Source organism: Candidatus Villigracilis affinis, from assembly GCF_016705895.1.
Taxonomy (GTDB): Bacteria; Chloroflexota; Anaerolineae; order Anaerolineales; family Villigracilaceae; genus Villigracilis; species Villigracilis affinis.
On record NZ_JADJKT010000031.1, the window covers coordinates 39,886 to 61,617 of the forward strand.

Genomic DNA, 21,732 nt, shown 5'->3' on the forward strand with positions numbered 1-21,732 from the left:
TGCGATTTAATGATTGGAGGATGACGGCGGCTTCGGCAGTTGCGGAATGATCCAGTTGATCAGCGCCTGTGGCGAGCGGGTCTGGATATAGATCTTGCCGGGGCCGCTCAACTCAACCACAAACCCTTCGCCGCTGAACAGCGTGGACTTGAATCCGCCGATGGGTTTGGGTGTGACACCCATGTTCCCGTCGAATGCAACGAGGTGGGAAGTGTCTACTGTGTATTTTTCACCTGCGCCGAGGGTCTTTTCGTAGATCGCACCGTAGGAAGAAACCAATAACGTGCCTGAGCCTGTGGCTTCAAGCATCGAAACGCCCTCGGCAGACATAAAGGCTTTTACACTCACTTTGGCAGTCAGCTCAACGGATGCTTCGGAAGCCATGTATGAACCAGACTGGATCATCAGTTTACTGCCGCTCATTTCGATCACGATAATATCACCGGGCAATTCGGGGGCGAGTGTTATTTCTCCGCCCTGTGCAGGAGCCTGAAAGAAATTCTGGAAGAAAGATTCGCCTCCCAGCACGGCGCGTCCCAGTGATTTGAGGAATCCGCCTTCGGCTTTGGTTTCGATCTGCACGCCCTCCGACATGCTGACCATGGCCCCAGCCTCGGCGCGGATGCGCTCATTGGGGGTGAGCTTTGCAATTGCGAGGGAGTACGACGGGCGGTGAACGACTTCAATATCCATTTTTTTATGTCTCCTTGGTAAATTTTGAGGAACGCAGACACAAGTCCACATTCCTTTGGCGAATGAATTACTTGACGATCTTTATCTCGATCCGTTCCGCATCATCCAGCAATTCACTGACAGATTTATGCAGAACGGGATGGACCAAATCCGGGGCGATCTCTGCCAGCGGTAAAAGCACAAAGGCGCGTTCATGCAGGCGCGGATGCGGTACTACCAGCGGAGGCGTGTAAATGACCATGTCGTCAAAGAACAGGATGTCAATGTCGATCAGGCGCGGACCATTTGTAAAGTTGGGCACACGTCCCAGCGCCGATTCGAGCCGCTTGATATGAGCGATCAATGCCTCGGGCTTGAGATACGTCTCCACTTTTATCACCTGATTGAGGAAGGCAGCCTGTTCAGTGAAGCCCCAAGGCGGTGTTTCATAAACCGATGATTTTTGCTTCACGTTCATCTGCGGCGTGAGATTGCTGATCGCCGTTTTGAGATTCGTGAGACGGTTGCCCATGTTACTTCCGAGCGCAAGATAAACAGTGTGATCCATGATTGCCCTTGTTTTACTTTGGGTCTTTTGAGAAAATATAAATGGGTCCGCGGGGTACGCTGATTCTTCGATCTATAGATAAAAAATTAAGGCTTGTGCTCGTCGTAATGCTCGGCAAAATCTGCCGCGAGCCAGCCTTCGATGTCTTTGTTCGTGAAGGCCGAGTCGGGCAATCTCTTCACGAATTGAATCATATCCTGTCGTTTGCTTTCAAATTGTTTTTGCGCTTCTTCATCTGAAAGCTGTTTATATTTTACGATCAATTCCGCGTTGAAGGCATCCGTGTCACGATCCTGCCATGTAAAGTTTGGATCGCTCAAAATACCTTTGATAATGGTCTCGCCTTCCTCCCACCAGCCGATGACATGCCCGAGTAGTTCGGGGAAATTCTCAACACCCTGCTTGTTTAGGAAGGCGGCTTTATCCTCGATCTTTTCAAAGTCTTCGATGTACGTGCCCCATCCATGCTCAAGCGTATCCAAAATTAAAAAGCGACTCGAAGCCACCAGATGCTCGCGGGCATGATTGATGAAAATGCCATTGACCCAGGTTTGCACGCGGCGATTTTCCCACGCGGCCTTGTTCATGGATCGTAAATCTGCCACGATTTTCTGACGGGTTTTCTCGAAGTGTGCGAGAAATTGCGCTTCGTTCCACCCTTTGTACTTTGCCACGGCTTCTGCGTTGAACGCATCAAAATCATATTTCTTGCGCGCAAATTCACGCCCCTCCGCGGTGGCGAGGATGATCTCCATGCCTTCCTCCCACCATGCCAGCACGTGTGCAAGCATGTCGCGAAACTGCTGATAACCCTGCGCGTTGACCCGCTTCAATCCCTCGTCCGCAGGCCAGCGATCAAATCTCTCAATATAAGTTTTCCATTCGATCTCAAGAAAATCAAGCGTACGTTGTTTGAAGCTGGACATGATGTTCTCCGTGTTTATAAATTTATTCGCCCTTCGACTGCGCTCGTCGTTCCGCTCAGGACGGTGTATTACTCAGTCAATGAAACGATCTCTGAATCTTTCAAAGCGTGATGTAAATCCGCGCTTTTGAGGATGACCGCCGTATTTCGCATTCCTGACCCGATGGAAATTTCCTCTTCGAGCATCACGCTCGAATCGATCAACACCTTGACCTGATTCAGCAATCCGAAGGGCCCCACCGTCCCGATGCGGTATCCCGTCACCGCCAAGACTTCGTCTTCGGTGGCCATTGAAACCCGCGACTTTCCAAGATGTTTCCGCAAAATCTTCCACGAGACTTGGGCAGGGCCAGCGACCAATGCCATTATAAATTCATCCTCTGCAATGCGGAACAGGATACTTCGAACTACCTGCGAAGCCCGCTGACCACGGTCGCTCGCCGCCTGCTCAAACGAGTGGACAGGGTTTTCGTGGCGAAAGACCGTATGCGGCACGCCAAGTTGTTCCAAAGCAATACTGACGGGAGGAGTTTCCATTTTTATTTCGTCTTCTCTTTATATCCGCACAGTTTGATGACGGGGCACTGCGGGCAATTTGGTTTGCGCGCGTGGCAGACTTCGCGCCCGAGGCGGATAATGTTCAAATGCGCGGCGTAATAGGTTTCAGGCGGAAAAACGGATTCGAGATGCGGGTGAGCCTGTTCCACGGTCATTTTTTCGGGACGTAGACCGATGCGGCCCGTGACGCGATAGACATGTGTATCCACGGGGAAGGCGGGCATGCCGAGTGAAAAGCACAGGACGATGGCGGCTGTCTTCGGACCGACGCCGTTGAACTTCGTCAGCCAGGAGCGTGCCTCTTCGATGGGCAGACCAGCTAAAAAGTCCAGATTGAGCGAGCCGCGTTCTTCGGTAATGGCACGTAAAACCTGTTGAATGCGCGGTCCCTTTTGATTCGCGAGTCCTGCAGTTTTGATCGCGGCAATCACATCCTCGGTCTTCGCATCGCGGACAGATTCCCAGGTGGGGAATTTTGCGCGCAGGGCTTCGAAGGCGCGGTCGCGATTGATGTCATTTGTATTTTGCGAGAGGATGGTGGAGACGAGTTCGTCCACAGCGGGGAGCGGGTTGCGCCAGATGGGCTCGCCGAATGCCGTGAGCAGGGTTTGATGGATGAGGAGCGCGCGTTCTTTTGGATTTTTCATAATGTATCGAGCAATTGTAGCGTATTCTCGATCACGTCGCGATGTTTTTCGGGGATGATGTTTTGAAAGAGTTGGGCGGTATGTTTGTATAGATCGAGTGCGGCTTTTCCGCGTGTGATGTAGGCGGGGGCATCTGCAATGATATCTGCGCCAAGCGCGAGGCGGAATGATTTTGTCCACGGGTGGTCGATGCCGATGGTTTGCTGGATGACATCGAAGTAACGGTTTTCACTTTCCATCAGCATTCCGCGTTGAACGGTGACTGCGTTGGCAAGCCCGTTGAATAATCCCCACACGGCATACAAGACTTTTGATTCATCGTTGGCTTTTAACCCGCCGACGATCTTGTGTACTTCCTCGGCGCAGCCCATTAATTCTTCGCTGGCATATTCATCTGCGGCGGGTTGTATTTTTTGCCAGTTGAAATCCTGTGCGGCTTGTTTCAACCCTGCAATTGAGCCTGTGTCGTCTGTGAGGATGACCATTTGACGAAGCCCCGGCACCGCCCAGATCGCTTTTTCTGGATGGGTGAGGGATGTCCGTTCCTGCTCGATGGTGAGGTATTTCAAACTGACGAGATGCCCGTCCATATTGCGGAGGATGTAATTCGCTTCACGCGAGAGTGACTCGACGAAAATATCCACATCGACATCGCTGTGGGCTGTGTTTTGTCCGCGCGCATAACTGCCGACCAGCGCAAGACCAAGAACACCCGACTGGGTCAGCCGGGTGATCAGGGATTTGATAAATGGGTCTTCGTGGAAATTCATGCGAGTTGGAAGGCAGGATATGATTCGCCTGTGACCAGTCCGCGATGATTGGTGAGTTGTTTCTTTGGGCCGAAGGCTTCCAGAGATTTCAGTTGTGAGTCGTTGAGGGCTTTTAGTTGACGCAATATCTCAAGCGTGACCGCTGGGCGTACGCGCACACTGGATTCGAGTTCGTCGTTCATGCGGGCGGCGTCGCCGTCTGTGACTTTGAATGCGATGCCGACACCGTATTCGCCGTACACGCCGGGCATCAGGCCGATGAGCTGAAAACCTTCCGCGCCGCGTTTGGTGACGATTCTGCCTTCACCAGCCTGCATTAATTCGCAATCGAATTCGCCAAAGTTGCTGACCATTTCCGGGTGGGCGATCATGGCGGAGGTGATCTTTTTGCAGGCCGTTGCACGCGTTTCGGAAAGTTCACGCGGGTCGCACAAGCGCGCCATCCCGAGAGCGGCATTGAAAAGCGGAACGGCAAAGTTGGGCGCGGAGCAGCCGTCGATTCCCAATTCCACTTTTTCCTTTTCAAACTTGCACATTTCGGCGAATGTGGAGAGGATATCCTGTTGAATGGGGTGGCTTTTATCGAGGTAATTTTCGAGGGGCAGTCCGCGCATTTTTGCATGGGCAAGCATGGAGGTATGTTTACCGGAGCAGTTGTTGAAATTGGCGGTGGGGAGGATATCCTGCTTGATGACCTTCTTCAGGAGGACCGTGTCGCCGGGCAGATGTCCGCCGCACTGCAGGTCTGTTTCCTGAATCCCGATCTTGGCCTGCATGGCCTTGACTGTGTCGAGATGGATTTGCGCGGTCTCGTGCGATGCGCACGAAATTGAAATTTCACTCTGCGTGAAGTTGAAGTGTTCCGCGCCGCCGCGTTCGATGAACGGGAGCGCTTGAAAGGGCTTGGCTGATGAGCGTAAAAAGGCGACCTCGTGTGGGTCGCCATAAGAATGCAAAAGCGTGCCGTTTGAATCAACGATGGCGATGGAACCAATGTGGGTCGATTCCACCACGCGGCCGCGGGTTAACTCAAGGAGGGGTTGGCGTACGGTCATTAATCCTCGTTGTATTGACCGGCCGCATGATTTGGGCGGGAGTTATAGTGGAGCAAACCATAGCGCAGGCGTTGGGCGAATTGCTTTTGGCGCGCTGCCGGGGCCTTGTACCATGTCAGGAGTGAAGTGACCAGTTTCTCGATCGCCGCTGGATTCGGTTTTTTAGTCGTGATCTTTTCCAGTTTGTCGTGCGTGTGTTTGATGAAATCCAGTTGAGCTTTCACGATGGTGGGGGTGATCACGCCGCCGCGGCTGCTGATGATGGTATAGCCTTTGAAGTCCGGGCTCAACAAGGCGTTCAACGTGGAAAGCCAGTTGGTGAGATTCGAGCCTGCAAAAAATGGAGGTTGATTTTTCAACACGGCATCGCCGACAAAAACGATCTTTTCATTGGGCAGGTTCACCCAAATGGAGCCACTGGAAGGACCGGGATAATGTTCCAACAAAACGGGGGATTCACTCCAATGCAGGGTCATCTGATTGAGAAAGGAAATCTCGGGAGGCGCCCAGCGGACACTGCCCAGCCCGGCAATGGATTCCCAATCTGAGCCTGTCTCTTCGCCCTGGGCTTTGAAGGTATTGGGGCGTGTGCGAAAGGTGTTGGCTGTCTTTTCGTGTGCGATCACTGTGCAATCCATGGCGCGTGCGCCGAGGGTGCGGTCGGGGTGTGCATCGAGATTAACGAGGACACGTTCCATGCCTCCGCCCAGATTCATCAAAGCAGCGCGCCATGAGCGCGCGTCTTCGGGGGAGGGAGGTGCATCGATTTGGATCAATCCGCGGGGGGTGACGATCACGCCGAGTGTGACCCCGGGAAACTGATCTTCGATGAAAATATTACTGGTGATTTCCTGCATGCTGCTCCTGAAAAAAAATATTGAAAAAGATTATGGCTTGTCTTCCTTGATGGTCAAACGGCCTGTCTGGCGTTTGAGCTGGCCCGTTGCCTTCTTTTGCGCAACAGGCAGGGTGAGGAAAAAGGTGGTGCCTTTTTCGAGTTCGCTTTCGACCCAAATCTGCCCGCCGTGACCCAGCACCGCAAGCTTGCAGAAGGACAACCCAATGCCAATGCCGCTGGGGTTGTTGTTCTTGCCGCGCAATCGGGTGAACTTGTCGAAGACACGGTCACGGTCCTGTGGGGGAATGCCGGGGCCGTTGTCTTTCACCCAAAACTTGACGAACATTCCATCGGTGGTTTGTGCGCCGACTTCGATATGCCCGCCCATGGGTGTGTACTTGATCGCGTTTTCGATCAGGTTGATGAACACACGATAGATCATATCCACGTCCACCCAGATGAGCGGGAGGACGGAATTCGCCTTGTTTTCCAGAGTCTGTTCGCGGTTTTCCACGCCGCGCTCTGTGTCACGGACCGATTCACGAATCAGCGCCACTGGATCGATCGCATGCTGATCAACGATCGGCTGGCCTGATTCGAGGCGGTTGGTATCGAGCAGGGAATACACGAGGCGTTGAATGCGTCCCGCTGAACTGCGCGCGATGTTGAGCATCATTAACAGGGTCTCGTCGTTCTCGGGCAGCATGTCTTTCATCATCTCGAGGCTTGAAACAATGTTGCCAAGCGGCGAGCGGATGTCGTGATAAATCATGTCGGTCATATCTTTGCGCAGGGCATCCAGTTCCTTGCGTTCGGTAATGTCACGCAGGATCCACTGCACCGAATCGCTGTCTTCGATCTCCACACGGTGCGCATGGACTTCGATCGGGATGACCCCGCCGTTCTGTTGATGCAGGTCCGATTCGTAGTTGCATTCATCATTGCGCTTGAGCGTTTCGAAATTAAGCCCGGTGTTGTTCCACTTGACTTCATGCAGCTGGTCGATGCTCATAGTGTGAAGCTGGTCGTTGGTATAGCCGCTTAAGATCACGGCCTGTCGATTCGCTTCCAACACTCTGCCTTCCCAATCCGTGATCAAGATCGGGTCAACGCTGTCTTCAAATAACTCGCGGTATCTTTCGTGGGCACGCTTCAGCCGTTCGAGGAATTGGGCATTCTGAATGGTTGTGCCCGCAAGGCTTCCCAAACCAGTCAACACCAGCAGCGCATCCATGTCGAACGCACCGGAGATGGGATTGATGGCCTCAAGAATGCCGATGACTTTTCCCTGGGTCTGGATCGGGACGATGGCAACAGCCCGCATCACGATTCCCCCGAACTTGTCCACTTCACTAAAACGCTCGTCAGCATCGACGTTGGGTACGATCAACCCGAATCCATTGCTGACCACCATGCCTGTCAGCCCGCGTCCGCTTTTGATGTGCCTGCCGGGGATATTGCCGGAGTTGTGCCCGGCCGCAGCCTGAAAGACAATGTCATCCGTGGTGCTGTCGATCAAAGCCAGTGCCACAGTTTCGACTTGCAGAGCCTGCATGGTCTGATTGAGGATGCGGCGCCATACATCGGGCAATTCCAACGAGGTGTTGATCGCAGCCGCCCCTTCAGCCAGCGAGGACATTACCCGTGCCGTCCGCTGACTTTCGGTATAGAGGCGCGCGTTCAAAACGGCCACACTGGCCTGATCGGCGATGGCCCGCATCAGGTCAAGGTGTTCTTCGGTAAAAGCATTGGGAACGGAATGGACGAGGGTCAGCACGCCAACCAGCCGCTCACGCGCCATCAACGGTACGCACAGCGCGGATTTCGCCCCGCTCTTATCCGCTGAGTCATCGTCACGGCGCAACCAGCGTTCATCTTTGCTGGTATCAGGTACCAGCGCAGCCTTGCGGCGTTGAATCACCCATCCTGCAAGACCGCGTTCCACGGTGTCGCGCAGTTGTTGGGTGGTATGTTCATGAAGTTGTTTCCCATAGACAATAGTGGCATCAACGGGCTTGCCAAGATCATCCATCACTACAATGCTGCCGCGTTCACCACCCACATATTGAATGGCGGCAAAGAGCAAACGCTGCAGAACCGTGCGAAGGTCGAGAGCAGTTGCGACCTCACGGCTGATGTTAACCAATAATTCAAGTAATGAACGGGAACGGTCTTCAGTCATAAATTTATTAAATTATACTACGCAAACCTTTTTGAATAACCCTAAAGCGAAGTATAGTCCCTTTGGTACAATTGCGCCATGTCCCTTGACTTGACCCGCATAAAAGCCCTATGTTTCGATGTAGATGGAACCTTGAGCGATACCGACGATCTCTACGCCCAAAAAGTGGAGCGGTTTTTTCCGCGCTTTCTATTCAAGGACCCCACCCATGCGGCGCGCCGTTTTGTGATGTGGGTCGAAGCCCCGGGCAATGCCATGCTTGGCTACGCCGATAAATTGGGCCTTGATGATGAAATGGTCGCGGTCATTAATTGGATTTCCCGTCATCGCAAACATTCGGATAAAAAATTCCTGCTCGTCCCCGGTGTGGATGAAATGCTCAAGCAGTTGCAGGGACGCTATCCAATGGCCGTAGTCAGCGCCCGCGATGAATACGGCACGCTGGCTTTTCTTAAACAGTTTGGCCTGGTGAAATATTTCGACGCGGTGATTACCGGCCTGTCGGCGGAACATACCAAACCATATCCTGACCCCGTTTTGCTGGCGGCGCAGAAAATGAATGTCCCTGCCAAAAACTGCCTGATGATCGGCGATACCACCGTGGATATCCGCGCTGGGAAATCCGCTGGTACGCAGACAGTTGGGGTGCTTTGCGGGTTTGGGGAAGAACCAGAGCTAAAACGTTTGGGTGCGGATTTAATCCTCTCAGACACGCCGAAACTGCTGGAAGTGTTAAAGTAACCTGTTGAATCATGGAGTCAGTAAAGCCATTAATCAAAAAACCTCTCCCAAAGGGAGAGGTTTTGGTTTACTTTGCAGGCTCTTTATAGTCAAAATACTTCTTCAAATTCAGCATGGGTTTTTCCAGGAAATTCCAGGTTACCATGGAAATAAAGATCGTGATGCCAAAGGTCAGGCCGATATAAAGGAAATAGATCTGCCAGCCGCGATAATTATTGCGCCACAGGTAATCGAGCATGGTCAGGCCGATGGGCATGTGGAACAAATAGATCGAATAACTGTGATCGCCGAAAAACGTCAACACTTTGTTGCGGAATATCCTGCGGATCAAACTCATCCTGTCGTGTGTGGTCAACACAACGATAAGCGCCGCTGCAAAAATGGATGCAAGCGTGTACCCGACAACGGTCAGCGGGACATTGCTGTAGGCAGGGTGGGGAATACCGATGTCTCTGCTGGTGATCGCTTCAATGATGAGCAGTGCAGGATAGGCGATCAAAAAGACAGGCATGGCGATTTTGGTGAGTTTGGCTTTCCAATCGGGGTAGGTGAACGCGACGGCGATCAAAATTCCAAAGGAAATCTCTTCAAAACGGGTGAACGTGTTATAGAAAAAGAAATTCGTCATCTGGGCAACGTCTTCCCACAGAAATGCGGAAAGTACGCGCGCCAGAATGGAAACGAAGATGATCCCCCCCGCCACCTTTGCAAGCGTCTCTTTGCGTGTGTAATAAACAAGGAAGGGAAACAGCAGGTAGAACTGTTCCTCGATGGCCAGCGACCAGGTTACCGAAAGATGTTCCGTGCCTTTCACGCTCGTCATAAAATGAAACCAGTTTTGCTGGTAAAAAAGATAATAAGGAAGCGATTTCGGAATCTCAGCCACGTAATCGGGGTCGAGCCTGGGCATGAGAAACAGGATCAAGGCGAGGACGAAATAATAAAGCGGGAACACCCTCAAAGAACGCCGAACATAAAAATTCTTGAAGTAGTGCTTCTCTTCCTTCGTCCTTAACAGAATCCCAGTGATGAGAAAACCCGAAAGGACAAAGAATGTATCCAGCGCATACCATCCGTATAGGGTCAGGCTGGTGACGAAATGCAGAATCGCATTCGTGGTGAAATAATCCCCGCGTTTGAAAATATGATATGAGATGACGAGAATCGTCGCGATCCCGCGCATTCCATCCAGTTCGTTTACACGTTCTTCGGCCGCCATTGATATTTCCTTTGCTTACCAGAATAAGGTGCGTAATTGTACTATCGTTTATTTTCCAGATATTAAAACCCACGGGAAGCAGGCATGGTTTCGTGTTTCGTAGTATATTCTGCCCCTTATAAGGAAAAAATAAATGGCATTACTCAGCTTACAGGAAGTCAGCATCGGGTTTGGCGGTCCGCCCCTTCTCGACAAAGTTAATTTACAGATCGAGCAGGGCGAATGGATCGGTTTATTGGGCCGCAACGGAATGGGAAAATCCACCCTGCTGAAATTGGTCAACGACGATATCGCTCCGCAAAGCGGCGTCATTGCCCGCCAGCAGGATTTGCGCACCGCATACCTTCCACAGGAAGTGCCCGTTGGAATTACTGGAAAAGTCCTCGACATTGTTGCAGGCGGTCTGGACTTACTGAAACCTGATCCTGCCTCCGATGATCATCACTGGCGCGGACAGCTTCAAGTGGAGCAGGTCATCTCGCGTATGCAATTGGATGCAGAAGCGAATTTCGAAGTGCTCTCGGCGGGGATGAAACGCCGTGTCATGCTTGCCCGTGGGCTGGTCCGCAAACCCGAGCTTCTCCTGCTCGACGAACCAACCAATCATCTCGACATCGAATCCATCGACTGGCTTGAAGGATTTCTGAAACGCTGGGGCGGCACATTATTGTTCGTGACCCATGACCGTGTCTTTTTACAAAGACTCACTTCCCGCATCGTCGAGTTGGATCGCGGCCGTCTTTTCGATTGGAATTGCAGTTACACCACTTTCCTCGAACGCAGGGATGCAATGCTCTCCGCCGAAGCCGAGCAAAATGTCCTCTTCGATAAAAAGCTGGCCCAGGAAGAGGTCTGGATCCGCAAAGGAATTGAGGCCCGCCGTACCCGTAATGAAGGCCGGGTGCGCGCACTCAAACGTCTGCGTGAACAACGCCTCGAACGCCGTGAACGGCCTGGTAAAGTGAAGATGCAGATTCAGGGTGAAAAACGTTCGGGCAAGATCGTGGTCGAAGTGGAAAACGTCAACTACGCCTACGATGGACGGGCTATTGTCAGCGATTTCACCACCACCATTCAACGCGGCGACAAGATCGGCATCATCGGCCCGAACGGCTCGGGCAAAACGACTTTGTTGCGTCTGCTTTTGGGCGAGTTGAAACCCCAAAGCGGCAGCGTGGAATACGGAACGAATTTGGAAATTGCGTACTTCGATCAACTGCGCGCGCAATTGGATGAGACCAAGTCTGTGCTGGATAATGTGGGGCAGGGCAGTGACAACGTCACCATCAATGGCCGCTCGCGTAATTTGAATGTGTATCTGGAGGATTTTCTTTTTTCGCGTGACCGTGTCAATGCGCCGATCAGTGCGCTTTCGGGCGGCGAGCGCAATCGTCTGCTGTTGGCGCGTCTGTTTGCCCAGCCTGCAAATCTGCTGGTGATGGATGAGCCCACGAATGATCTGGATGTTGAAACACTGGAGATCCTCGAAGACCTGCTGCTTGATTATGAAGGCACGCTGCTTTTGGTCAGCCATGACCGTGCATTCCTGAATAATATCGTCACCAGTACGATCGCTTTGGATGGCAGCGGACGGGTGACAGAAACGGTCGGCGGGTATGACGATTGGGCGCGGCAAAATGAATCAGCGAAGAGCGAGTCGAAGCCGCGCAAACCAGTTGTCAGCGTGGAGAATGATGCGCGTTCTTCATCCAAAAAACTCAGCTACAAGGAACAGCGCGCGCTCGAAGCTCAAAAACGCGAACTCGCCGAAATGCCGCAGCGGATCGAAAAACTGGAAGCGGATCTTCACGCACTGACGGCGGAAATGTCCACGCCGAATTTTTATCAGCGGGACAGTGCCGAGATCGCGCGTGCGGCGGAACAGTTGAAGACCATGCAGGATGAATTGAATCAGGCGTATGCACGGTGGGAAGAGTTGGAGAAGTTATAATGTTTCATATTCGAAACATTGAAAGGCAATCCCATGCAAATGACAAAAGATGAGCTTCGCGAAATTTTGAACGGAACCAAACCACTGCAACTTGCGGGCTATGACCTGAGCAAGGCAGATTTAAACCAGGTTGACTTAAGCAAGGCCGACCTGAGCGGCGCAGATTTGAACGGGGCTTTTTTGGATAAGGCTCGATTGCGTTATGCCAATTTGAGCAATGCCAATTTGGAAGGCGCTGATTTGAGCGAGGCAAACTTTCACGGAGCCATTCTGATAGAGGCTGATTTGAGCGATACCAAGTTGCAAGACGCCGATTTAAGTGGAGCGAAGTTGAACAATGCCAATCTAAGCTATGCAAACTTAACGGGCGCGAACATGAGCGGCGCGGACGTGAACGGCGTGAAATATAATTCCTACACCCACTGGCCTGTTGGGTTTGACCCAGCAGAGGCTGGTGCAATACTCTTAGAGTAGAACATCGGGAATCAAAAAGAGCATCCTTTCAAGGGATGCTCTTTTTATTTACGCGACTTCCATTTGCTGATTGGAATTCTTCATCAACCAAACATAACCATCTTCCAAACCAGGCTGCGTGGGTTGAGCACTCGAATATCCGTTGACATTTGCACCGACCAGCCGATACTGAGTCCCTTCTGCAAGATGCAGCATGGAGACAACAGTCAGATCGTGATTGGGCTTCTCCAAACTAGAGACCTCCAGCCCAACGTTATTCTCATGGACTTGAAAATGCCAGGCATGAACGGCATCGACGCCACGCGCAGAATCCACGAAGTGCAGCCGAATATCGGTGTGCTGGTCATCACCATGTTCGATGATGATGATTCTGTCTTTGCTGCCATGCGTGCAGGCGCGCGCGGGTACCTGCTCAAAGATGCGGATAAGGATGAGGTGGTCAGAGCCATCGTCGCCGTGGAAAGAGGCGGAGCGATCTTCAGTCCCACCATCGCCAAACGCATGATGCAATACTTCTCCGCGCCATCTGCCCTATCGAATAAAAAAATCAGCCCGACGAATTCGCCGAGCTAACCGATCGAGAATTGGAGATTTTAGATTTGATCGCACAGAGACATAACAATTTAGTGATCTCAAACAAATTATCTTTGAGCATCAAGACCGTGCCCAAGCCATTGTCCGCGCAAGAGAGGCGGGATTGGGATTAAAAGATTAAGCCAAGTTTCACCACATTGCGTACAAGTGTGAGTATCTTCGGCGAGCATGGCGGAGATCGCCTCCAGATTTTTGTCGGCGTAGTGGTGCAGGTAGGTTTGAAAAAGTTCGGTGTGGGTCATGGGTTCTCCTGAATTTGAATAATAACCTTGCCCGCAGCACGGGCCCCGCCAACATAGCGAACCGCCTCCGCCGTGTTTTCAAGCGGATAGGTGCGGTCAATGACCGGAGTGACTTTACCCGCCTCGATCAAGTCTTTTACAAAAGACAGGTCATCTGCATTGGGGGCTGCCGTCAGATTAGTCACTGTCTGACCGCCGCGTCGCGAGACGAGCGGACCGTTCACCATCGACTCGAAAATTTGCCTGCCTTCTCCGCCAACCATAACATACGTCCCCTGCGGTTTGAGCGCGCGGCGATAGTCCGCGAGCGGGCGATAGCCGTTCACCGCCAGAATCAAATCGTAACGCTGACCACTGCGAGTGAAATCTTCGCGGGTGTAGTCAATGACATGGTCTGCGCCCAAAGCACGGAGGCCTTCCATTTTTTTCGTGCTGGATATTGCTGTGACTTCCGCACCGAAGGATTTGGCAATCTGCACCATAAACGTCCCCACGCCTCCAGACGCGCCGACAATTGCCACTCGGTTTCCAGGCTGGACGCCCCCCTTGCGCAGTCCCTGCAACGCCGTGACCGCCGCCATCGGCACCGCTGCCGCTTGCTCAAAGGTCAGGTTGGCGGGCTTTTTCACCAGAATAGATTCACGTGCGCAGACATATTCAGCAAAACCGCCAAAGCCCGTGGAAATATCACCGAAGACCTCGTCGCCCGGCTTGAAGCGGGTGACGTTTTTCCCCACAGCCTCGATGCGCCCGGCAATATCCGCGCCCATGATCTTGTCTTTCGGTCTCAAGAGACCAAACCCCATCAGTCGCGGAATCGGTCCACTCAGCAGGCGGTAATCAGCGGAATTGACAGAGGCGGCAAAGACCCGGATCAGTACCTGGTCATCTTTTGGGGTTGGCGCGGGAACATTTGCCAGTTTGAGTACATCGGGCGTGCCGTATTGGTTGAAAACAATGGCTTTCATCTCGAGCTTTTTGATGGTACTTGCATTCATTTTTGTATTACTCCTTTTTTTATTTAGAATTTGTTGACTCAAAGTGACTGTTATCTGGTTCACCGAAACGAGTGGAAGTCCGAGGTCACGTACCTTTCGCAGCAACCCATATAGGGCGGGCTGATCAGGCACAGGTCCAGAAAGAAGCGTGGTTCCATCCTCTTCCAGCGTGATGGACATCCCGTCTTTTTGCAATTAAATTAATTTTTGTGAAAAACAATATTTATATTGAAAAAGCAGATTTCACGATAAACCACAGAGAAGTCGGTTTTGCACCAAACCCATCGTTGAACAGGATGGCTGTCGTTATAACAAACGCGAAAAAACCAATAACAACAGCGATTTGCAGTAACGACGTTTTCTGAATCTCTTGTTTTGCATTTACATCACAAATTTCGCCCGGGCAGTATTGAGCTTTTTCTTTATAGAACATTGAATAAAATTTACACCCCAAACAAATTCCAAACGCAGATTCAAAGAATAAGAATATCAGGCAGGTATGACAAACAAAAAAATTAATGAGGCTATCTGAATTCATTACAACCAATAGAAGGAATATGATTGCTGATAAAACCAGACCGATTGTCCAGGCAAACTTTTTTTGGGCAGCCCCCACATATTCAGGTGTTTGATTGCTGACAATTAAACGCCCGATTATTAATAAAGGAGAATATTTAGGGCTAATAAATATGCGTACGATGAAATCTGCAAGGAAGATCGTGTTGGCATACTTTAGCAGGAGATAATTATCATTAAATATAACCAGTATCCAGGACCAGAACATAACCAAATATAGTATTCCTGCCGATGCCCTTATCTCCCGCTCGTTTAAAACAGGGATGTTGTAACCTTCCACGGTTTCCCCAAATTGTTTTACTCTTTTCATTTTTCATTCCTTTCTCTATCATTGTTTTTTTACTTTTCAATTTTGGAGAGGTTGAGAGTCAACCTCTCCAAAATTCTTGTTAGGTCTTATTGTTATGTTCCAAAGCAACGAATTTCAAGCCATGCGGTATGGTTTGTCATTTCAATTTCTCTTGATTTATTAGATTTTGTTGTTAGGGCTAACTTTCCTGTTTATGCCACTTCCATGCGTAACGAATAATTAGTAAAAGAAGGACGACTTCTACAACAGCCCCAATTGCAACCTCCTTCCTTTCGCTTTAACGAGCGCCACCTATAGGGCGATGTCAGCCCTGTCCACGGATGAGCCGTATGCCGATGACAACGAGCCAGATGAACCACAAAAAGTAGCCCAGAACCCCGACGAATATCAGTGGCGACCCACCCGCGATGGCGAGGTTTGCAGGCCCGGCCAAGATGAGCAAGCTGCCGCCCACCATGCCGAACAGCCGCTGCCACGGCCGTATCAACCCGCTGGCGTGGGTGGCCAGCGCCGCGCCGATGAAGGTCGCCCCGAGCGCGGGCAGCGCGAGCGCGAAGACCGCGGCATGGAGCTGCCACATCAGCGCGAAGGCCGGGTTCGGCTCGGCCAGACTGCTTGCGGCGACCACGACCGCGATCTGCGTGGCAATGAAGAGGGCGAATAACGTCGAGCACGCCGCTCCGGCTGCTACCGCGAGCCGCGACCAGTCCGCCCCTGCGCCGCCCCGGCGCTGCACGAGCCCGTGTAGCGCCGTGACGAACACCAGGAGCAGTACCATGTTCACAGTCTCCAGACCTGAAATGATGGCAAAGGCGCCCCGGTTCTCGGCGTGGTAGGCGAGGACCACACCAAGCGGATCGCTGTAGGCAGGCGCTCCAGTGCCCCCAAACACCGCGTTCTGAACGAACCCCGACACGGCGTAGGCGAGCGCGACGCCGCCGACGATTCGCGTCGTGGACACCCGGCTCCCCACAGCCATCGCTGGTGTTGCTGCTTCGCTCATTTTGACACTTATGTCTTCTGATAGATTTTGTGTATTCATTTTTGTTTTACTCTTTTTTTATTTAGAAGCGGTATGGTTTGTCATTTCAATTTCTCTTGATTTATTAGATTTTGTTGTTAGGGCTAACTTTCCTGTTTAGGCCACTTCCAGGCATAACGGATAATGAGACAAAGAAGAATCACTTCTAAAGCCGCGGCAAAATACATATGCAACCAAGCCACTCCTGTCAAATTAAACAACATATAAGGAATAAATATTGTAGCCACGATTATGTTTGTCCAACGATTTACTTTAACCGGCAGGGCAACAGAAAGGAAAATCATAAGAACTGGAATTGCTACAAAAACATTGCTACCATTAGAAAGACATAGGTAATGTCAAATGTAAATACTTTTCCTGCCAGAATCTCTTCTATTTTGCCCGGCATATATAAGTGGAAATGATCTACATAGGTGTAGAGAAACATGAAACTCGTCCACATTGCTGCAAGCTTCAGTTTCAAACTGACTTTGATGTCTTCCATTTCAGTGGTCATGTTGTTTGTATTCATTTTTATTGCTCCTTTGTTGTTTGTATTCATTTTTGTATTACTCCTTTTTTTATTTAGAATTTGTTGACTCAAAGTGACTGTTATCTGGTTCACCGAAACGAGTGGAAGACCGAGGTCACGTACCTTTCGCAGCAACCCATATAGGGCGGGCTGATCAGGCACAGGTCCAGAAAGAAGCGTGGTTCCATCCTCTTCCAGCGTGATGGACATGCCGTCGAACCAGTCTGCCCAGTGGGCATCCAGATGCCCTGCGATCCGAATTTCGTAGAAGTGAGTCATCGTCAACGCACACAAATATACTGACAGGGAGGGCTGTCGTTTAGAACCAAAAGTATTGTTTTGAGTATTGTTTTTTGGGGTAGAGCAAACCCAACTCAGGTAACCCGCCGCCGTTTCGCCAATCTATGCCAATCCAAGCACAAGACCCAGGATCAGAAATAAAAAGTAAATGCTTTGCCCGGAATGCAAAATGATAGGGAACCAGTTGCTGCGGAAGTTCTTTCCGCTCCAGGCAAAGATCAGGTTGGCGGGCAGCCCCGCCAGAATGCCCCAAGGTTGGTGCAAATGGTAGAACGAGAACAGAATGCCATTGGCAACCCAATCCCATTTTCCAAAAGCACCATTCATCTTGGGGAGCAATACGCCACGGAATAAAAATTCTTCCCCCAGGAATGTGTTGAACAATGCAAGCGTTGCAAAGAGTCCTAACAGGCTCCATTGCCCAATCCATTGTTTTTGCATTTCAGGAGTGAACAAGGTAGTGGCGTCATACCCGGCAGGCTGGGCAAAAAAGGGAAAGAGGGTCACCCAAAAGTATTCCAGCCATTCTCCCAATCCGATCTCAAGCAAGGCAACCAGAACGATCAAAGGGACAAGCCACCACCATAGGCTTTTTTGCGTCAGGCCTGTTTTAGGCGAGACAGGATGATTCAACCAAAAACGGCGGCGGATTGTTTCAAAGCGCAGGTTGCCCTCTTCACGATATAGAATCCACATAGAAAGGATGAACTGCCAGATCAAACCACCGGTGAGGAGTTTGATGCGCAATAACGGCGCCTCAACTGCGCCAAGACCTGAACTGAGGAAAGGATATACTCCCCAGCCTAAAATCCACATAGGAATTGCGGCGGCAGCCCAAATCAACAGGGTTTCCCTCAAACTGTATTGGGGGATTAGTGAAATGTTATTTTTGTACTCCATGCTTTATCTCCATTTATTTCTGGAATCGAATGAAATCTTATGCGACAAGCCGTCGAACCCGTCCTGTCACTGAGTATCCACATGCCCTGCGATCCGAATTTCGTAGAGTTGGGTCATCTTTAACGTGCACGAATATAACGGCAGGGAGGTGCTGCCGTTAGGACCAAAAGTATTGTTTTGAGTATTGTTGGGGTTTAGAGCAAGCCCAGTTCGCGGGCGCGCGCCACCGCTTCAGTGCGGCTTTTGGCTTGCAGTTTGGCGAAGATGCGCAGGTTGTGCCCCTTGACCGTGCTGAGCGTGACGACCAGTTTTTGGGTGATCTCCTGGTTGGAAAGTCCCTGTGCGATGAGGCGCAGCACTTCAAGTTCGCGATCGCTCAAGGGATCGATCAGTTCAGGTTTTGGATTTTCGAATTTGGATTTTTGGATTTGGAGCTCTGTAGGTTGAGGGAATTCAGCCAGAAGTTTTTCCACATAGCCAAACAAAAAATATGGCGATTTTTCAATCGCAGATCGTACATCCAAAATCAACAATCGCAAGAATTCGCCTTCATTCACAAAAATGCGCAGGTAGCCTTCTGGTTCAGCAAGAGACAGGGCTTTCTCCAATGAAGAAATCGCTTGAGCAGACTCTCCCTTTGCTTGCAAGGCAAAGGCTTGTAGAACAAGAATCTCAATTTGGCTGTGCAGACGATTTTGTTTCTGCGCCAACTTTAATTGACCTTCCAACAACTTCAACACATCAAGAATATGCTGTTCGTTCTGGTCGTGCTGATATTCAGCCAGCGCAATTTTAGCCAGTGTGAGCCGCTCGAATTCATGCAAATAATCGGGCGTTTCAAGCAAAGACAGCCCGCTCTTGGCGGCCCATGCTTGCGCTTTATCCAGACGATCTTGTTGGAGATAAATGCGCGCCTTCATCGCATCCACGGGACGCAGGTTGGGAATAGGCGTGCGGACGTAATAGCGCTGCGCTTCATCCAACAGATCGAGCGCAGCATCGTGATCGCCTTCAGATTCTTTCAAATATGCCTGTGCCAAACTCTTGCGATATGCCCAATCCGCGATGGTGGTCTGCCTGCCAAGTTCGAATGCTTTTTGCAAATGATGCGCAGCGCGTTCATCCTCCCCCATTTCGTGATGCAGCAAGCCCAGCCCCAAATGATGGTGTGCTGTGTGTTGTTCTGCGCCATGTTCCGTTGCCAAACTCAATGCCGTTTGATAGACCTGCATGGCATCACGCAAGCGACCCTGCGTGATGAGAATATCCGCTTTGCCGAATGATGCCGCCACCGCAAACACAATATTGCCCGCTTGCTGAGCTGCATTCACCCAGTTGCTCATTAACTCGAAAGACTTATCCAACTCGCCGCTCGCCCAATACGTGGTGCTTAAGATCGACGATGCCTGCGCCTGCATGTACTGGTCTTCATGCGGGATGATATCCAGCGCCGTTTCGACGTATCTGACCACATCATCAAAACGATTCTGCGTTTGCGCATTGTATGCGCGGGCGAATGCGATTCGCGCAGGCAGGGTGCGGAACTGTTCGGCTTCCACGATCACCAGTTCATCAAGCGGACGCTTCAAACAAGTCTCTGCATCCCGCAAACTGGCCTCGCTCGCTTCGGCATTGCCTGCATCCATGTACGCCCAACCCATTTGCGTTAACAGCACAGGACGAACCCGCCTCACACTTAACGGAAGCTGGTTCACCCACCCGAGCCAGGTGCCCGTCTGAAAGCTTTCATCCATCGCCTGCCAACTTGTTTCCAGCAATCTGGCGGCGCGGTCAAAGTCTGCGGCACTGACAGCATGGTGGAACGCCTCGCCAATATCGCCGTTCTGTTCAAACCATTCACTCGCGCGGATGTGGATATGTGCTATTTCTTCCTTGCTGTGTTTTTGACTCAATCGCTGACGAAGCAGGTCACGGAAAAGATGATGATAGCGATACCAGCGCCGTTCATCATCCAATGAAATGACGAAGAGGTTGGCGCGTTCCAACTGCTCCAATATCTCCTGTGCTGAGTTTTGTTCCCCCTGCCACAAGGCATCACACAAGGAGCCACTCAAACGGTCCAGGATGGATGTGCGTAATAAAAACCCTTGCAGGGATTCGGATTGTTTTTGCAGTACTTCTTCCAGCAGATAATCGAGCACAAATTGATTCGCTCCGCTAAACGAATGGATAAATTCAGTCGCATCTGCCTTGCCCTGCATGGATAATGCCGCCAGTTGCAGCCCCGCCACCCAGCCCTCGGTGCGGGCTTCCAGCGCAGCTATATTTTCAGCAGAAAGATTCAACCCCATAACCTGATTGAGAAAATCAGCAGCTTCGCTTTGGGTAAAGCGTAATTCGGCAGCCCGAATCTCCGTTAACTGATTTCTGGCGCGCAAGCGGGCAAGCGGCAGGAATGGGTCTTCGCGGGTGGTGATAACCAGATGCATCTGCGGCGGCATGTGGTCCACCAGAAATGCCAGCAGATCATCCACAGCCTTGGAATCTATCGCGTGAAAATCATCGAGGACAAGAATGAAACCATCTTCTATTGAAGATAGTTCATTGAGCAGAGTAGTTAGCAGGTCTTTGGCAGCAACAGGTTGTGACGATTGAAGCGCCGCCAAGACACCGTCACCGACGCCAAAGATCAGGGTTTGCAGAGCAGCTATCAGGTAGGTTAAGAAGCGCGAAGGGTCACTGTCATTTTCATCCAGTGAGATCCACGCCGCAGGGATTTCACCAGAAGCGATCCACTCGCTCACGAGAGTGGTCTTGCCAAACCCTGCTGGTGCGGAGATCAAGGTCAGCTTATGCCCCTGCTTGATTTTTTCTGACAACAGGGTAAGCAGTCGTTTGCGCAACACCAAATTACGACGGAGTACAGGGAGGTTGATTTTTGTTTTGATGATCGTGTTGGGCATAAATAGGCTTTTCCAAAACGCTTTTCCGTGTTGCGTACCCGGGATGCCTATACTTACGCTCTGGGGTCAACAAGGTTGTGGGAGTGAGCAACGAAGTTTACCATGTTGAAATCCACAAGCATTGGGGAAATCGGCTGATATCATTCGCGCAACTGCATTTTGATAGCGGCCAAGATGGTACCACCCCAAACAATACTCAAAACAATACTTTCGGTTCTAAACGACAGCGCCCCCTGCCGTTATATTTACGCGTATTGATACAAAGGCACGAGGCAATGACCCCAATCTACGAGATACGCATCGAAGGACATTTAGATACTCAATGGGCAGACTGGTTCGATGGGATGTCAATTACGCGGGAGGCAGACGGAAAAACGCTTCTCTCTGGACCTGTGCCTGATCAGCCCGCCTTATATGGGTTACTGCACAAAGTGCGTGATCTGGGGATACCGCTGGTGTCCGTTAACCTGCAGAGCGACGCCGCCGATCAACAAAATTCATATAAGTTCAAAAAAGGAACAATCTTTCCATGCATGAACTGTTAGTGCGTGTACCGTCAGATATTACTGGGCAGTTCGTTTCCGTGAAGGCTCTCTCAAAATAGCGTCATCAGCTTTCAATCACAACCTGACCTGTACTTTTCATCAACCACACATAGCCATCTTCCAAACCGGGCTGCGTGGGTTGAGCGCTCGAATACCCGTTGACATTTGCACCGACCAGCCGATACTGAGT

Annotated in this window: 24 protein-coding genes; 5 read left to right on the forward strand and 19 right to left on the reverse strand. The window is 51.0% G+C overall.

The window, feature by feature from the left end:
* Positions 1-6 precede the first annotated feature (6 nt).
* The 9 genes from IPI86_RS14625 to IPI86_RS14665 form a co-directional block, all read right to left on the reverse strand.
* Positions 7-693 (reverse strand): TIGR00266 family protein, encoded by a 687-nt coding sequence (locus IPI86_RS14625; protein ID WP_345298745.1) that lies wholly within the window; start codon positions 691-693, stop codon positions 7-9.
* A gap of 67 nt (positions 694-760) precedes the next feature.
* Positions 761-1,240, reverse strand: coding sequence for a 2-amino-4-hydroxy-6-hydroxymethyldihydropteridine diphosphokinase (folK, locus tag IPI86_RS14630; RefSeq protein WP_345298746.1), 480 nt, complete (start codon positions 1,238-1,240; stop codon positions 761-763).
* Between the two features lie 86 nt (positions 1,241-1,326).
* Positions 1,327-2,166: a ClbS/DfsB family four-helix bundle protein gene (locus tag IPI86_RS14635; RefSeq protein ID WP_345298747.1), complete on the reverse strand. Its 840-nt coding sequence runs from the start codon at positions 2,164-2,166 to the stop codon at positions 1,327-1,329.
* Between the two features lie 68 nt (positions 2,167-2,234).
* A complete protein-coding gene (locus IPI86_RS14640; RefSeq protein ID WP_345298748.1) occupies positions 2,235-2,702 on the reverse strand; it encodes a YbaK/EbsC family protein in 468 nt (155 codons plus the stop codon).
* Positions 2,703-2,704: 2 nt separating this feature from the next.
* On the reverse strand, positions 2,705-3,370 hold the full coding sequence (gene nth, locus IPI86_RS14645; RefSeq protein WP_345298749.1) for an endonuclease III: 666 nt from the start codon (positions 3,368-3,370) through the stop codon (positions 2,705-2,707).
* Entirely contained in the window at positions 3,367-4,140 is a 774-nt protein-coding gene (locus tag IPI86_RS14650; protein ID WP_345298750.1) for a nucleotidyltransferase domain-containing protein, read from the reverse strand. The genes nth and IPI86_RS14650 overlap by 4 nt, the downstream gene beginning before the upstream one ends.
* Positions 4,137-5,195 carry an asparaginase gene (locus IPI86_RS14655; RefSeq protein WP_345298751.1) on the reverse strand — a complete coding sequence of 353 codons (1,059 nt, stop codon included), beginning with the start codon at positions 5,193-5,195 and terminating at the stop codon, positions 4,137-4,139. The genes IPI86_RS14650 and IPI86_RS14655 overlap by 4 nt, the downstream gene beginning before the upstream one ends.
* Positions 5,195-6,052 carry an MBL fold metallo-hydrolase gene (locus tag IPI86_RS14660; RefSeq protein ID WP_345298752.1) on the reverse strand — a complete coding sequence of 286 codons (858 nt, stop codon included), beginning with the start codon at positions 6,050-6,052 and terminating at the stop codon, positions 5,195-5,197. Before IPI86_RS14660 ends, IPI86_RS14655 begins: the two co-directional genes overlap by 1 nt.
* A gap of 30 nt (positions 6,053-6,082) precedes the next feature.
* The gene (locus tag IPI86_RS14665; RefSeq protein ID WP_345298753.1) at positions 6,083-8,215 is read right to left on the reverse strand and encodes a GAF domain-containing sensor histidine kinase; all 2,133 of its coding nucleotides are present in this window, start codon (positions 8,213-8,215) and stop codon (positions 6,083-6,085) included.
* Positions 8,216-8,293: 78 nt separating this feature from the next.
* Between IPI86_RS14665 and IPI86_RS14670 the strand changes: the two genes are divergently transcribed.
* A complete protein-coding gene (locus IPI86_RS14670) occupies positions 8,294-8,956 on the forward strand; it encodes an HAD family hydrolase (RefSeq protein WP_345298754.1) in 663 nt (220 codons plus the stop codon).
* Between the two features lie 67 nt (positions 8,957-9,023).
* Here the strand turns inward: IPI86_RS14670 and IPI86_RS14675 are convergent, their stop codons facing one another.
* Positions 9,024-10,175 carry an acyltransferase gene (locus tag IPI86_RS14675; protein WP_345298755.1) on the reverse strand — a complete coding sequence of 384 codons (1,152 nt, stop codon included), beginning with the start codon at positions 10,173-10,175 and terminating at the stop codon, positions 9,024-9,026.
* Between the two features lie 133 nt (positions 10,176-10,308).
* On the opposite strand from IPI86_RS14675, the gene IPI86_RS14680 reads away from it, so the two are divergent.
* Entirely contained in the window at positions 10,309-12,126 is a 1,818-nt protein-coding gene (locus IPI86_RS14680; protein ID WP_345298756.1) for an ATP-binding cassette domain-containing protein, read from the forward strand.
* A gap of 33 nt (positions 12,127-12,159) precedes the next feature.
* Positions 12,160-12,600 carry a pentapeptide repeat-containing protein gene (locus IPI86_RS14685; RefSeq protein WP_345298757.1) on the forward strand — a complete coding sequence of 147 codons (441 nt, stop codon included), beginning with the start codon at positions 12,160-12,162 and terminating at the stop codon, positions 12,598-12,600.
* Positions 12,601-12,648: 48 nt separating this feature from the next.
* Here IPI86_RS14685 and IPI86_RS14690 read toward each other — a convergent pair whose 3' ends face one another.
* Positions 12,649-12,831, reverse strand: a complete 183-nt coding sequence (locus IPI86_RS14690; protein WP_345298767.1) for a hypothetical protein — start codon at positions 12,829-12,831, stop codon at positions 12,649-12,651.
* On the opposite strand from IPI86_RS14690, the gene IPI86_RS14695 reads away from it, so the two are divergent.
* Entirely contained in the window at positions 12,787-13,173 is a 387-nt protein-coding gene (locus tag IPI86_RS14695; RefSeq protein WP_345298758.1) for a response regulator transcription factor, read from the forward strand. The genes IPI86_RS14690 and IPI86_RS14695 overlap by 45 nt on opposite strands.
* A 68-nt stretch (positions 13,174-13,241) precedes the next feature.
* Here IPI86_RS14695 and IPI86_RS14700 read toward each other — a convergent pair whose 3' ends face one another.
* The 8 genes from IPI86_RS14700 to IPI86_RS14735 form a co-directional block, all read right to left on the reverse strand.
* Positions 13,242-13,436 carry a hypothetical protein gene (locus IPI86_RS14700; RefSeq protein ID WP_345298768.1) on the reverse strand — a complete coding sequence of 65 codons (195 nt, stop codon included), beginning with the start codon at positions 13,434-13,436 and terminating at the stop codon, positions 13,242-13,244.
* Positions 13,433-14,434 carry an NAD(P)-dependent alcohol dehydrogenase gene (locus tag IPI86_RS14705; protein ID WP_345298759.1) on the reverse strand — a complete coding sequence of 334 codons (1,002 nt, stop codon included), beginning with the start codon at positions 14,432-14,434 and terminating at the stop codon, positions 13,433-13,435. Before IPI86_RS14705 ends, IPI86_RS14700 begins: the two co-directional genes overlap by 4 nt.
* A gap of 223 nt (positions 14,435-14,657) precedes the next feature.
* The gene (locus tag IPI86_RS14710) at positions 14,658-15,320 is read right to left on the reverse strand and encodes a DUF4395 domain-containing protein (RefSeq protein WP_345298760.1); all 663 of its coding nucleotides are present in this window, start codon (positions 15,318-15,320) and stop codon (positions 14,658-14,660) included.
* A gap of 304 nt (positions 15,321-15,624) precedes the next feature.
* Positions 15,625-16,362, reverse strand: a complete 738-nt coding sequence (locus IPI86_RS14715; protein WP_345298761.1) for a hypothetical protein — start codon at positions 16,360-16,362, stop codon at positions 15,625-15,627.
* Positions 16,363-16,445: 83 nt separating this feature from the next.
* Positions 16,446-16,646: a hypothetical protein gene (locus tag IPI86_RS14720; protein ID WP_345298762.1), complete on the reverse strand. Its 201-nt coding sequence runs from the start codon at positions 16,644-16,646 to the stop codon at positions 16,446-16,448.
* 14 nt (positions 16,647-16,660) lie between these two features.
* Positions 16,661-17,083, reverse strand: a complete 423-nt coding sequence (locus IPI86_RS14725; protein ID WP_345298763.1) for a hypothetical protein — start codon at positions 17,081-17,083, stop codon at positions 16,661-16,663.
* 192 nt (positions 17,084-17,275) lie between these two features.
* Positions 17,276-18,073 carry a CPBP family intramembrane glutamic endopeptidase gene (locus tag IPI86_RS14730; RefSeq protein ID WP_345298764.1) on the reverse strand — a complete coding sequence of 266 codons (798 nt, stop codon included), beginning with the start codon at positions 18,071-18,073 and terminating at the stop codon, positions 17,276-17,278.
* A 194-nt stretch (positions 18,074-18,267) separates the two neighbouring features.
* Positions 18,268-20,997, reverse strand: a complete 2,730-nt coding sequence (locus IPI86_RS14735) for a LuxR C-terminal-related transcriptional regulator (protein WP_345298765.1) — start codon at positions 20,995-20,997, stop codon at positions 18,268-18,270.
* 83 nt (positions 20,998-21,080) lie between these two features.
* Between IPI86_RS14735 and IPI86_RS14740 the strand changes: the two genes are divergently transcribed.
* Complete coding sequence (locus tag IPI86_RS14740; protein ID WP_345298766.1) at positions 21,081-21,542, forward strand: hypothetical protein; 462 nt, start codon at positions 21,081-21,083, stop codon at positions 21,540-21,542.
* Positions 21,543-21,732 lie beyond the last annotated feature (190 nt).